Below are 12,830 nucleotides of genomic sequence, written 5' to 3' on the forward strand. Positions count from 1 at the left end.
GAGCGAGCTTGCCCGCGCTGGGGGGCGAAGCCGCCCCAAACGGGCCGCCGCGGTGTTTCAGCAAGACCGCGGGTTACAGCCATCCATGATGTGGCGTGCGGCGGATCACGTTGCGCAATTCGGCGACCGTGATGGCGCGACGCTCGGGGTCGGCGGTCAGTGCGGTCTTCAGCGCCGGCCAGCATTGCCTCGGCCATTGCCGGGGGCGGTTTTGAATATCGGTAGCGCGACTGCCCTGCGCCAGTTCGTACAACAGGCACGCCACACCATACAGGTCGGCAGCGGCAGTCGGCACAGCGCCATCGCGTAACTCCGGCGCTGCGTACGCCGGGGTCCACGCGTTGAAACGGTTGCGGCTCAGACTCGGCAAGCCCTGTTTCTGGCCATGGCCCAGACCGAAATCGAACAAGCGAACCCCCTCCTCGCCGAGCATCACATTGCCCGGCTTCAAATCACCGTGCAGCACGCCCTGCCCGTGGGCGTAAACCAACGCATCGAGCAATTGCACCGCCACTGGCTGCAACTCCCGCCAGGGCAGTCCGCCGGGACGCTCCAACAGCAGGCGGTCCAACGTCATCCCGTGCAGCAACTCCAGAGTAAAAAGCGCGACCTGGCTGGCGGTATCGACCTCGAACGAAAACGCGCGGACGATCCGCTCATGGCGCAGGCTGCGGGTCAGCGCAAACTCGCTGTACAACAGCACATGCGCATCGCTGGACTGGGTCAAACAGTCGCCCAGCAACTTCAACGCCACACGGGAACACGGCTCGCCAAATTGCTCGTGCAACAGATCGCGGGCGCGATACACGACGCCCATGCCACCGCGGCCCAGCTCCCGCTCCAACTGATACCGCCCGGCGAGCAGGCGTGTCTCGTTCATGCCTGCACCACAACGGCCGTCAGGTCATCCCGGGCGGGCCCGCGCAACACTTGGCTGAACAAACGGTCCACCATCTGTTGCGGCGAACCGTGGCCCATGGCACTGCCCAGTTCGCAGTGACTGAGCGCCTGGTACAGGCCATCGCTGCAGAGTAGGAATACATCACCGGGACGCGTGCAAAGTTCGAGGACCTCCAGCGCCAACGGCTCGCGCCCGCCCACCGCACGGGTCAAGGCTCTCGCATCCGGATGCGCCTGGGCCTGTTGGCGGTTGAGCTGCTGCTCGACCATCAAGCGCTCCTGCCAGGAGTGATCCCGCGACAACTGGTACAAACACTGCCCGCGCCACAAGTAACAACGGCTGTCGCCCGCCCACACGCAGGCGGCGCGACGGCCCTCCAGCAGCAACGCGACGACCGTGCTGCCCATCCGGCCGTGTGCGCGCTGCACGCCCAACTGCCGGTCGAGCCGTTGCAGGCAGCGGCGCATCGACTCGATCCGTTGCTCAAACGTGCCGCACTCGTTCAACCTGGCCAGACTGTCGATGACTGCCTGGCTGGCAACATCGCCGGCCTGATGCCCACCCATGCCATCGGCCACCGCCCAGTAGCCTTGCTGCGGGCAATCGAGAAACGCATCCTCGTTGCGCATTCGCTGCTTGCCACGCTGCGTACGCCCGGCGCTGTGCCAAGCCGCGTGCGTCATAGCTGCTCCGGCAAACGGAACGTGCGCCATTCACCCAGCGGGAATGGGCTTGGCGTGCGCTGGCTGGTGAGCAGGAAAGTGGCGCGCAAACCCGCCAGGTCGGACTTGAGCAACTGCCCATCGCGACCACTGGCGGGCTCGCTCTGGAACAACTCGAGCAAGCGGAACCACGACCAGGCACCGGCATTTTTTTCCAACCCCAGCGGCCGCTCTGCGCCCCGCTCCAGGACCAGGCTGCTGCGGCCGTTTTCCGCCGCGACAGGCCACTCAAAGTGCATCGCCACGATAGGCCCGTGACGGTATTCCAACTGCCGATCACCCATGCGCAACACCGCCCGACTGGCAGCCTGGTCCAGGCTGTAGGGCGCCAAGCTGAATCGCACCTGCAAGTCGCCCTGGGCCTCGTTGAAGAAGCTGCGCCGAATCAGTTGCGCCTTGCTCAGTTGCGGCAACAGGCTGCGCGCCAGCGGCAGGCTGCGCCCGTCCAGGCCACGCAGGCGATAGCGCCCGCCATCGGCACTGACGAAGGGCCGCAGATAAGTCTCATGAAAGCGCGCCAGGATGCCTTGGGGCTTGAAAAACTCCTGAAAATCACTGAGAGCGACGTCGCTGGAGGCATGCGCATTGAAAGGGTAGCGCTGGCGGATCGCCTTGGCATACACACCGTACACCTCGCTTTGATAACGCTGGTTGACGTGCACATAGGCTTCGTCCAGCAAGTGCCGCCAACTGTCATCCGCCAAGCCTTCAACCCACGCCGAAAGCGGCAGCGGCAGGCGCGTGGCGACATCACGCAGATTGCCCAACCCATCCGGCTGCCCTTCCATGCGCCGCTTGACCCGTTGAAACGCCGCCTGCCCCGGCGAACTTTCACGGTGCAGCGCCACCAGTTGCAGGTGCAGTTCGTCAAGCTGGCGCAAGGCCTGGGTCAACTCGGTGCCGGGGTTGTGTTGTTCGTCGAGCAATTGGTGCAGCGGCTCGAAGCGCCGCTGCAAGGTGCGCCGGGCGGAGTCCGCCGGCAGCGGCAACGGCCCGGCGACCTGGTTCAACGTGTCCAGCCCGCCATTGGACGGCAGCAGGCGCGTATTTTCCCGCACCTGTTGCAGCAGTTGCACCAAGGGCGACTGGGCCGAAGTCAAGCGTGCAAGCCGCTCGGCATCCTGGCGCAGGCCATCGGTATCCGACAGGCGCACCTGGCCCAGCGCGTTGCCCCAGACATCGCCGTACTCACTGAAATAGCGCTGCTCCAACGCCAGCATCAGGCGGCGCAGATCGGCGGCGCTCAGGTCGGTGCCCTCGCCCAACACCCAGTTGTCCTGCGCAATCGCATTCACCAACCGTGGGCCCTGCGCCTCGAAATACTGCAGGAAACGCTTGGTGTAAAAACCCGGGATCGGCGGCTCGCTGGCAACCAGCCCGCGTCCTTCAGCCAGGCGCAACGGCTCCAGGCTGCGCGCCTGCTCACGCAACACCCGATACACCACGTCAGCCAGTGACTCGCCGCGCAGTGCCTGGCGGGCCTGAGCGACCAGCGCGTCATCGAGGGACGCCACGAACGGCTGCGCCAACAGCCGCGCGAAATGTTGGTTCAACCGCTGCTGCACCGCGACCTCACCGGCATGCCGCACCGCCCAGGCCGCGCCCACACGCTCGGCCAACCACACCGAATCCCGACGCTCGTGCAGCGTCAGCATCAGATACGCACGCAGGTGGTCCAGCAGTTGTTCGCGTTCGCCCAGGCTGGCGCGTACCTGCGCTCCCAACAGCTCGATGACTTGCGGCAGCAATTGCTGCTGCAAGGCGTGTACGTAGGCATCGTCCAATACCGGCGCGCTCAGCTTGCCCTGGTACAGGCCCAAACGTTCCACCCTCCGCACCTCTACCGGGAACACCTGGGTCGCCGCAAACAGGCGGTCCAACCGGGCAAGGGCGACCAGGTTGCTGTCCGTCTCCAGTGGGGCTGGCGGCACAGGTTGAGCCAGCGCAACCAACTGCTCCAGGCGCTGATGGTTGAGTGAATAACTGTGCGCCCATAACACCGTGGCGCCTGCGAGTATCGCCGTTGCGGCGAGGGCCGCGCCGAGCTGGCGCCAACGAATGCGCCGGCGCTCGTCGCTATGCAACTGCGCAAAGTCAGCCTCGGCCACGATCACTTGGCGGAACAACCCTGGGACAAAGCGCCCCCGAGCGGCATCCGCGCTGGTCAAATACATACCGCGCAGGCCCTGGATGCGCTGGTAGCGATGGGCACAAAACGCCGATTCGATGAAGTGGCACAAGCGTTCGCCAAGCCCGGCGAGTTGCAGGGGAAAGTCCAGCATCAGGCCGCGCCGCTCGACATTGCGCTCCTGGTGCAAACGCTGGATCAACTCACCACTCAAGCGTTGCAGCAACCGCTCGAAGGCCTGGCGGACCTCGGGCATTTGCGTGCCCCCAGCCAGGGCTTCGCCAAACACAGGTGTTGCGACGTCACCTGTGGGCCCATCGAAGAACTCGACAAATCCCGGCAGTCGGTCGACCTTGGTCAACACCAACGTTACGGGCACATCCACATGCAGCGTCTGCCGGATCTCCTGCACACGGGAATACACCTGACGCGCCAGCACGTCGAGGTCATGGGTGTTGCCGGCGAGCAGGCTGTCCACCGATAACGTCACCACTACGCCGTTGAGCGGGCTGGCCCGGCACCTGGCCCTGAGCAGGTGCAGCAAGGTCGACCACCCCGCGCCATCCACCGCCGCATCAGGCTGGGTCAGGTAACGACCAGGCGTATCGAGCAACACCGCCTGGTCGGCAAAATAGCCTTCACAGAATGGGGTGCGGCCCGAGCGTGCGGCGTCCAGGCGATCCAGCGGCGCCAGCAACCCGTTCGCCATCAACAGCTGGGTTTTGCCGCTGCCCTCCTCGCCAATCAGTACGTACCAGGGCAATTCATTGCGCCAGCGCTGACGCTTGGCGCCATAGCAACCTGCACTTTTCAGCGCCTGCACGACCTCCTTGAAGCGCCCACGCACCTGGCGCCGCTCAGCGTCTACTCGCTGTTGGACATGCCGGGCCTGGTTCTCCGGATTCTGGTGTTCCGAGCGCGGATTTTCCGGGCGATGGGTCTGGGCCCCACGGCGCCCACCGACCAAGACCATGGCGATGCCCCATAACAGCAACAGACTGCTGATCGTCACCCAGCGCGCCGACACGCCCTGCCAGAAGCGGTAGTCATCCACCGCCAGTAAAGGTCCGAACCACCACACCAACGCGGCGCTCAACAGCACCAGCAACAGGCTCCAAACCCAAACCCGACGCAGCACGCTGTCCGCGCTCTTGAAGAATGCGTTCATTGATTGCTCCCAGCGTTATAGGGGCGGCGGTGCCGCAGAATGAAAGGGTTGCAGCGCCGCCACACGTTCATTGCCCAGAACCCAGGCAAACCCCAGATACACAGCCAACAGACTGGCCACCAGCCACACCCCCAGCCACGGGATGGAAAGCATGCGCAAGCGTCTGTTGCGCCAGTGCACCGGCTCAGGCACGTGCATGGGCAGCGGGTCACCGCGCACGTGCCGGATCTGCCGGTACAGCCCGTCACGCACGGCCTCAAGCTGCAACACACCACGCTCCATGACGCGGTATTTGCCCTCGAAACCAATCGACAGGCACAGGTACATCAACTCCAGCAGCGCGACGTTCTTGATCGGGTCCCGGGACAGGCGCTCCAGCATCTGGAAAAACTTCTCGCCCCCAAAGGTTTCGTGGTGAAAGCGGCTCAACAGGCTCATCTTCGACCACTCGCCGCGACTGTCCCATTGCGCGGTGAGTACGCTTTCATCGATGACACAGCACAAGACGTAACAGGCCGCCTCCACCTGGGCGCTCTCCACACCGTGATGTTGCGCGTGCCGTTCAAACCCGCTGACCGCTGCCGACAGCCGCTCGTTAAGGGCACCCAGGCTTTCACGCCCGACTCGACCTTTGAGCTGAGCCGCCTCGACCAGCAACTCCCAGGCACCCGCCACCAGCGGGTTGAGCCCCAGGTCAAAGGTGTGCGCGCCGTGCAAACGGGCGGCGTAGATCATGCGGTCTTCCAACTGCTCAAAACGTGGCGGTGAGGGGTAATCCGTCAATGCCGCCTGCGCGGGGCCGCGACCGTCGCGGTCAAGCAGGATGGTTTTCTCATCGGCCGGGTAAGTGTTGTCCATGGTGTTCAGTTCCTGATGGCCCAGAAGTTCAGTTGCAGCTCGGCAAATTCGCCGCTGACATGGAAGGCAAAGCCGCCCGAATGCTCCAACTGCGCAATGTCACGGGCAGTGAGTTCGAGCATGAAATACGTCTTGCCGGCATGAAACGGCAACTGGCGCGGCGCCACCGGCAGCGGCTGGAGCCGGATGCCCGCCAGATGCAGGTTGACCAGCTCGCGGATGCGTTCGACGGGCCCGACCTTGAGGTGCGTTGGCAGGCGATTGCGCAGCGCTTCGCTGTCGCATCCGGCGGTGGCCGCCAAAATGAAGGTCGCGCGGCCAAGCAGCTTCAGATCGCTGACCGGGCATACCAGCACCCCGTACTGGCGTTGCTGCAATTCCAACTCGATGGCCTGTTGTTCCAGCACCATCGACAGCACGCTGCGCAAGCCGTCCATCAGGCCGCGAAAGCTCGCGCCCTGATCGCTGTGCTGATAGTGCACGTCCCATTCACAACGCTTGCTGTCACAGGCAAAGGACGACAATTCGCCAAGCAACGCCAACAATTCGCGATACAGCGTGTGCGGACGCACCTGAGGCTGGCTCGCGTAATGGCGCAACACGGGCTCCGTACGATTGATCAGTTGCAGTAACAAAAAATCGCCAACCTGTGTCGCCGCGGCCGCGCCGTTGCCACGAATGCGCTCGGCCAGCGCATCGCCACGGCTGGCCAACAGGCTGATCACCTCCTGTAAACACGCCGCCAGGTAGCCACGGGCTGGCAGGTGGATGAAGGTCGGGGTGAAATCGGTGTCCAGGCTCACCCCCCCTTCGCTTGTGCAACCCACGATCTCGGCCACCTTGAGTGTCACCAGCGACGGATCGGCGGACTGTGCACCCGCCACCAGGCGCAGGTCCGGGCGCGCGCAGTCGAGCCGACACTCGGATTCGCCGCCCGCATTGGCGTCGCGCGCCTGAACCTCGCAACTGACATAGCGCGCCAGCACGTCGACCTGCTCCGGCCGACGGGTTTCGACCTGGTTGCCGGTGGCCAGCGGCAACGCCAGGTAAACACCTTGCGGGCCGCTGTTGGCCGCGACCTGCAAGACCAACGGTGGCATCGCCCCGTCAAGTTCAAACAGGCTGCCATCGGGCAACACACCACGGGCTTGGCTGACGACCAGCTTGCCCAGGTTGAGGTACTGCAAGTCCAGCTCAAGGCTCAAGAAGCCCCAGGCATCGGGCGTGAGCAAACGGCTCCGGTTGAGCTGCTGTTGGTAGTAACGGTCGTTGTGTTGCAGGTGCTGGGGGCGCAAGAGCATGCCTTCCTGCCAAATGACGTTATGCACCTGCATCTCAGCGTTCCTCCACGCCGATCTGGCGCACACCCAGTTCGTCCAGGATCAGCGCTGCGTGGGTTCGCCGTTGCCGGGCCACGGGCACCACCACGCGCCATTGCACTTGCGGGAGGTCGCGATATGCGGCCAGCACGCCCACGTAGCGACTCTGCGGTGCAACGCTGAGCTTGAGGGCCAGGTGTTCGCCAGGCTGCAATTGGAGCTCCTCGCTGCTCACCCAATCCTTGGGCAATATCTGCTCGGCACGTTCATAGAGACTGAAAAAATCGCTGTTTTCAAAGGCCACCGGCTGGCGCAGTTCCAGCAAGCGCACCACCACGGGCGAGGGACGCCCATGCAAGTCGGGGTTGAGCCGCTCGCCGGCGGCCAGGCTCAAGTCCAGCTTGGTCAGTGTCGAAAACGGCGACAGGCTGCTGCACGCAGTCAGCAGCGTGAGTAACAGGGTTGTGAGGCATATTCGATACATGGACATCATCCCGAGTAGGCAGCATGCAAGGTGGCGATCAGGCGCAATTGCTCCTGGTAAGCCGTGGAAAAATCCCGGCCAAGCTCACCTTCGCCCGGCGCCTGCGCGTCGAGCAGTTGCTGGTAATAACGTTGATAGGCACGCCAGCGCGCACCGTCAGTGAGCAGCCTGGGGCGCTTGGCCTGGCGTTCGAGACGTCGTTGCAGGTAGTGCGGCGCGAACGCCTGATGTGCACCCCGCAGAGCGGCGCGGCACGCGGCGAGCATTGCCACCTGATGCGCCTGCAGGTCCCGGAACACCTGGGCCACGGACTGCTGCGCCGATAGTTCACCCAGCGCGCCGTCACCCAGCAACGCCTGCAACGCCGCCTCGACGCCCTGGCGGTCGTGCAAGGGGTTGTGGCTGATGCCGGGGCTGTGGGCGGTCCCCAGGCGCAATTCGCGTTTGAGTTCGTCGCAGGTGCGCACGCACTGCTGCACGTCATCGAGGGTGTGCTTGAGCAAGCTCGCGACCTTGATCGCCAATGCCTCGCGGCCAGGGGTGTCGAGGCCGTCCAGAGGCATGCCCAGGGCCTGGGCAAAGTGGCTCCAGAACAACCCATCGTCCGCAGGTGCAATCGGCTGCGGCACGAGTGCGTCATGTACGGGTTTGGCAAGCGTCGGCGGCACCAGGTGGTCTGACTCCGGCGCGCCCCGCTCTACCCAGGCAGAATCAGGGACCAGCTGCGGCTCGATCAACGGCTGCAGGCCGTGCGTCAGGAAAGCATCATCGGGAATCGGCCCGCCTTCAGCCTGGCACGGCCTTGATTCCACCAATCGAGCCCGGATTGCCAGCGGGCCGAACTCGAAGAGGTTGCCATCGTTGATAAGGTGTGGCTGCCCCTTGCGCAAACGCTCGTCGCTACCCGCCAGCCCGATGCCGTTGCTGCTGATGTCGGTGAGGAAATACCGACCATCCCGGTAACTGACAACCCCATGCTGACCGGAGAGCACACGACTGCCATCGGGGATCACCCAGTCGCAGCCATTGCCACGGCCGATCACGCCGCCTGCGCCGTCGAATACCTTGCGCGCCACTCCAGGGCCGTCGCCACTGGCTTCCAAGACTAATTGCATGCCAAACCTCCGCCGTTCACTGGCCACGACGGCTGAGCTGGGGGTCACCCAACGGGCGGTAGTCGGCGTCATCAAACACGTAATTGGCGTTGCAGCCGCTGAGCAGCAACACGACAAGCACCAGGGCTCGCCAAGGACGATCAGGCATGGGGTCTCTCCGCAAAAAAAGTAAGTCATCAACGCGTGCCACTCAGCGTTCCTCCTGGGCATCGCGGCACGGGATATTCAGGCGTGCCAGGCGATACAGCAGCGTGCGCCGGGCGACACCCAGCTCACGTGCAGTGCGGGTGCGATTGCCGCGGTTCTTGTGCAGGCAATCGATCAGGAAGACCCGTTCGACCCGCTCCAGGCGCTGGCGCAGCGTCGCATCCAGCACCGCCGACGCAGCTGTCGGCAGTCCGAGGTGCGCCGGCAAAATCACCCCGTCATCGCTCAACAACACGGCGCGTTCCACCAGGCACTTGAGTTCACGCACGTTGCCGGGAAAGCCGTGTGCCGACAGTTGATCAATCGCCGCACTCGACCACGCCACCGCAGCTTTGCCCAGCGCTGCGCAGGCCTGCTCGGCAAAGTGCCGTGCCAGCAACAGCACGTCGCCGTCGCGGGCGCGCAACGCGGGCAACTCGATAGGAAACTGCGCCAGGCGGTAGTACAGGTCTTCGCGAAAACTGCCCTGGGCGACCATGGCCGCGAGGTCGCGATGGGTGGCGGCGATGATCCGTACGTCGACCTTGTGCGCGGCGTTGGCACCCAGTGGGCGAATCTCACCCTCTTGCAGTACCCGCAGCAGCTTGGCTTGCAGTGACAACGGCATGTCACCGATCTCGTCCAACAGCAGCGTGCCGCCGTGCGCCGTGTCAAACAGCCCAGGATGGTTGCGCTCGGCACCCGTGAAAGCGCCCTTGCGATAGCCGAACAACTCGCTTTCCAGCAAGCCTTCCGGAAACGCGGCACAGTTCTGTACCACAAAGGCCTTGGCGCTGCGCGGACCGCTGGCGTGGATCGCGCGGGCTACCACCTCCTTGCCTGTGCCGGTCTCGCCACGCAGCAATACGGTGTAGGGGGTGTGCTGGACCTTGCCGATCAAGCGGCAGGTTTCCTCCATCGCCGCGCTGGCACCGATCAGGCCATAGGTGCTGGGGGGTGGCACGTTGAGCAACGGCAGGCAGTCCGCGTGGCGAGGGTACAGACGTCGCAACAACACCCGTTGATTGAGGGCAAAACTGCCCAGGTGCGCCAGCGCCGGCGCGTGCCCCTGCAACGCCGCTTTACGTTGGCTGGCGCAGAGCAATACGCCCACGGCGGCCTGGCATCGGTTGAACAGCGGCACACCGATCAACGTGCGCCAAGGGTCTGCTGTCGCCGGCAGAAATGCACAGTCATACGGGCTGTCGCCCAAGTCATCCAGGCACAGGGCACTACGCTGGTCGAGCACGACGTGCAACAACTGTTCGTTCCGCAAATGGCTGTCGCCCGTCGCCACCGCTTCGGCAAAATGCTGGGCAATCAGCGCCAGTTGCCCGCTTGCCTCATCAAGACCATACAACTGACTGAGTTCGCATTGGCTCAGCTGTGCCGCCGCGTCCACGCACAGGCAAGTAAGGCGCTGGTCGTCGTTTTCCAGGCCCAGGCGCGTGATCCAGCCCAGCAGGGTTTCGGCGTAGGCCACAGGCTCGGGCAATTGGCTGAATAAGGTCGGCATCATTGGCTGAACTCACAGAGCGGCGCGCCGTGCTCATCCAGTCGCGCATGGACGTGCGCCAGGCACTCGCCACTGGACATCGCCGCGAGCAGCCGATCGGCCATCTGCGGCAGCAACCGGGTCTCGATCCACGCGTCGATGTAGCGCGCACCGCTGTCGTTATGCACGCAACGCTCGGCCATGTGCGCCACCAGTTCAGGTGTGTAGGTGAAGGTCAGCTGGCGCAACTGCAAACGCTGGCCAAGACGCTCCAGCTTGAGGCGGACCACGTCATGCAAGACTGCGCCGGTTATCGGGTAGTACGGCACAACGCGCATGCGCGCCAGCAGCGCCGGTTTGAAATGGGCGCTCAGCAACGGTTGAAGCTGCGCTTGCAGCACCTCGATCCCGGGTCGCCGGCCGTCGGCGCACAGTGCGTTGATGTGCGCGCTGCCAAGGTTGGAGGTCATCAGGATCAGGGTGTTGCGAAAATCAATCGCCCTGCCCTCGCCGTCATTGGCGCGGCCCTTGTCGAACACCTGATAAAACAGGTTCAACACCTCCGGATCGGCCTTCTCGACCTCATCGAGCAGCACCACCGAGTAAGGCCGCTGGCGCACCGCCTCGGTCAGTACGCCGCCCTCGCCGTAGCCGACGTAGCCCGGTGGTGCGCCGATCAAGCGGGACAACGAGTGCCGCTCCTGGTACTCGGACATATTGAGGGTGGTGACAAAACGTTCACCGCCATACAACGCCTCGGCCAAGGCCAATGCGGTTTGCGTCTTGCCCACGCCACTGGGCCCCACCAGCAGGAACACGCCCACGGGCGAGTCGGCATTGTTGAGCCCCGCCGCAACGGCCCGCAGGCTGCGGTCAAGCGCCTGTACGGCGTGCTCCTGGCCGAGGATGCGGGCGCGCAGGAACTCGGCAAACCCTAGAACCTTGTCGTTGTGTTCAAGGGCCAGTTGTTCGACGGGAATGCCGGTCCAGGCGCTGATGACGTCGGCGATCAGGCGTGGGCATACCTGCGGTTTACGTGGCGGCGGCACGTCTTGCGCCAACGCGAGACAGGCTTGATCGATGCTCTCCAGTTGCTGGCCCACCGCCTGCAGCGCCGTCGTATCGATGGGCAGCCCGGCCTGTGCGTCCCGTGTCAGCGCGAGTTGCTGGCGCGTGGCTTCGGCGCGCTCGGCGTGCAGACGCTGCAGCGCCTCGGGCGGCATCGCCAGTTGGGTGCGCAGCCGCGCGCAGGCAGTGTCGAGCACATCCACGGCCTTGTCCGGCAACTGGCGCCCCACCAGGTAACGAGCGCTCAACTGTGCGGCGGCGACCACCGCGTCATCCCGCACATACACGCCGTGGCTACGCTCGTACGCCGGCACCAACCCGCGCAGGATCGACACCGTCTGGGTAACACTGGGCTCGTCGACCAGCACCGGCTGGAAACGCCGGGCCAGGGCTGGGTCTTTTTCGATGTAGCGCTTGTACTCCGACCAGGTAGTGGCCGCGATGGTGCGCAACTCCCCACGGGCCAGGGCGGGCTTGAGCAGGTTGGCGGCATCATTGCCGCCCACCTGGCCACCCGCGCCCACCAGGGTATGCGCCTCGTCGACGAACAGGATCACCCGGCGTGGCGAGGCGTGCACCTCATCGATCACGCCCTTGAGACGGCGCTCGAATTCGCCCTTGATGCTCGCGCCCGCTTGCAGCAAGCCCATGTCCAGGCTCAGCAGGCGCACGTCCTTGAGCGGCTCCGGCACCTGCGTCGCGACCACGCGCAGGGCCAGCCCTTCCACCACGGCGGTTTTACCGACGCCAGCCTCGCCCACCAGGATCGGGTTGTTTTTGCGCCGACGCATCAGGATGTCGATCAACTGGCGGATTTCAACATCGCGACACAGCACCGGGTCGATTTGCCCTTCACGGGCCTGCTGCGTCAGGTCATGGGTAAACCGTTGCAACATCGACTCCGCCACCGGCTGCCCGGCTGGGCTGCTGTGGCTCAGAACAAAATCGCGCACACGCTCGGCGTCCAAACCTGCCAACACCCGCTGATAGCCGTTGCCCGCGTGCTCCAGCGGATGACGCAGCAGCGCCAGCAACAGTGCGCCGTGATCCACCTCGTGCTGACCGAGCTCCACATGCGCAAGCATTGACGCCTGTTGCAACCAGCGCACCAACGGTGGGGCAAAGACCGGATTGCGCGTGGCATGTTGTTCGCTCTTGGGTTGCAGCAGCGCATGCAGTTCGCTCACTGCCACACCGGCGTCCGCCAGGGCCTTGCCGACTAGCCCGTCGGCATGCTCCAGCAGCACCAGCAGCAGGTCTTCCACCAGCACTTCGCGGCCACCGCGGTTGACACAACGCTCGGCGGCACGCTCCAGGTCGCCACGCGTGCGGGCGGTCAACGTCTGGATAAGTTGTTGCAAGTCGATATTCATCATCACCCTTGAT

10 protein-coding genes are annotated in these 12,830 nt (G+C 64.5%); all 10 read right to left on the reverse strand.

Annotated features, from left to right (window positions below):
• Positions 1-73: 73 nt before the first annotated feature.
• The 10 genes from AC3ISR_RS15575 to AC3ISR_RS15620 are packed head-to-tail and all read right to left on the reverse strand — an operon-like array spanning position 74 to position 12,820.
• The gene (locus tag AC3ISR_RS15575) at positions 74-880 is read right to left on the reverse strand and encodes a serine/threonine-protein kinase (protein WP_192300855.1); all 807 of its coding nucleotides are present in this window, start codon (positions 878-880) and stop codon (positions 74-76) included.
• Positions 877-1,584 carry a PP2C family protein-serine/threonine phosphatase gene (locus AC3ISR_RS15580; protein ID WP_489324361.1) on the reverse strand — a complete coding sequence of 236 codons (708 nt, stop codon included), beginning with the start codon at positions 1,582-1,584 and terminating at the stop codon, positions 877-879. The genes AC3ISR_RS15575 and AC3ISR_RS15580 overlap by 4 nt, the downstream gene beginning before the upstream one ends.
• Positions 1,581-4,919, reverse strand: coding sequence for a type VI secretion system membrane subunit TssM (gene tssM, locus AC3ISR_RS15585; protein WP_489324362.1), 3,339 nt, complete (start codon positions 4,917-4,919; stop codon positions 1,581-1,583). The genes AC3ISR_RS15580 and tssM overlap by 4 nt, the downstream gene beginning before the upstream one ends.
• 15 nt (positions 4,920-4,934) lie before the next feature.
• Positions 4,935-5,777 (reverse strand): type IVB secretion system protein IcmH/DotU, encoded by an 843-nt coding sequence (gene icmH / locus AC3ISR_RS15590; protein ID WP_192300852.1) that lies wholly within the window; start codon positions 5,775-5,777, stop codon positions 4,935-4,937.
• 5 nt (positions 5,778-5,782) lie between these two features.
• Positions 5,783-7,111, reverse strand: a complete 1,329-nt coding sequence (gene tssK / locus AC3ISR_RS15595) for a type VI secretion system baseplate subunit TssK (protein ID WP_192300851.1) — start codon at positions 7,109-7,111, stop codon at positions 5,783-5,785.
• A 1-nt stretch (position 7,112) separates the two neighbouring features.
• Positions 7,113-7,580: a type VI secretion system lipoprotein TssJ gene (gene tssJ, locus AC3ISR_RS15600; protein ID WP_463984599.1), complete on the reverse strand. Its 468-nt coding sequence runs from the start codon at positions 7,578-7,580 to the stop codon at positions 7,113-7,115.
• 5 nt (positions 7,581-7,585) lie between these two features.
• Positions 7,586-8,695 carry a type VI secretion system-associated FHA domain protein TagH gene (gene tagH / locus AC3ISR_RS15605; RefSeq protein ID WP_489324363.1) on the reverse strand — a complete coding sequence of 370 codons (1,110 nt, stop codon included), beginning with the start codon at positions 8,693-8,695 and terminating at the stop codon, positions 7,586-7,588.
• Positions 8,696-8,711: 16 nt separating this feature from the next.
• On the reverse strand, positions 8,712-8,843 hold the full coding sequence (locus tag AC3ISR_RS15610; protein ID WP_226457334.1) for a type VI secretion protein: 132 nt from the start codon (positions 8,841-8,843) through the stop codon (positions 8,712-8,714).
• 42 nt (positions 8,844-8,885) lie between these two features.
• On the reverse strand, positions 8,886-10,400 hold the full coding sequence (locus AC3ISR_RS15615) for a sigma-54 interaction domain-containing protein (protein WP_489324364.1): 1,515 nt from the start codon (positions 10,398-10,400) through the stop codon (positions 8,886-8,888).
• Positions 10,397-12,820: an AAA family ATPase gene (locus tag AC3ISR_RS15620; RefSeq protein WP_489324365.1), complete on the reverse strand. Its 2,424-nt coding sequence runs from the start codon at positions 12,818-12,820 to the stop codon at positions 10,397-10,399. Before AC3ISR_RS15620 ends, AC3ISR_RS15615 begins: the two co-directional genes overlap by 4 nt.
• Between the last annotated feature and the right edge of the window lie 10 nt (positions 12,821-12,830).

It is taken from the genome of Pseudomonas sp. GL_117, assembly GCF_057835125.1.

Coding starts and splice junctions, on each gene's coding strand:
- AC3ISR_RS15575 (WP_192300855.1), bottom strand. CDS start 880: ATGAACGAGACACGCCTGCTCGCCGGGCGGTATCAGTTGGAGCGGGAG.
- AC3ISR_RS15580 (WP_489324361.1), bottom strand. CDS start 1,584: ATGACGCACGCGGCTTGGCACAGCGCCGGGCGTACGCAGCGTGGCAAG.
- tssM (WP_489324362.1), bottom strand. CDS start 4,919: ATGAACGCATTCTTCAAGAGCGCGGACAGCGTGCTGCGTCGGGTTTGG.
- icmH (WP_192300852.1), bottom strand. CDS start 5,777: ATGGACAACACTTACCCGGCCGATGAGAAAACCATCCTGCTTGACCGC.
- tssK (WP_192300851.1), bottom strand. CDS start 7,111: ATGCAGGTGCATAACGTCATTTGGCAGGAAGGCATGCTCTTGCGCCCC.
- tssJ (WP_463984599.1), bottom strand. CDS start 7,580: ATGTATCGAATATGCCTCACAACCCTGTTACTCACGCTGCTGACTGCG.
- tagH (WP_489324363.1), bottom strand. CDS start 8,695: ATGCAATTAGTCTTGGAAGCCAGTGGCGACGGCCCTGGAGTGGCGCGC.
- AC3ISR_RS15610 (WP_226457334.1), bottom strand. CDS start 8,843: ATGCCTGATCGTCCTTGGCGAGCCCTGGTGCTTGTCGTGTTGCTGCTC.
- AC3ISR_RS15615 (WP_489324364.1), bottom strand. CDS start 10,400: ATGATGCCGACCTTATTCAGCCAATTGCCCGAGCCTGTGGCCTACGCC.
- AC3ISR_RS15620 (WP_489324365.1), bottom strand. CDS start 12,820: ATGATGAATATCGACTTGCAACAACTTATCCAGACGTTGACCGCCCGC.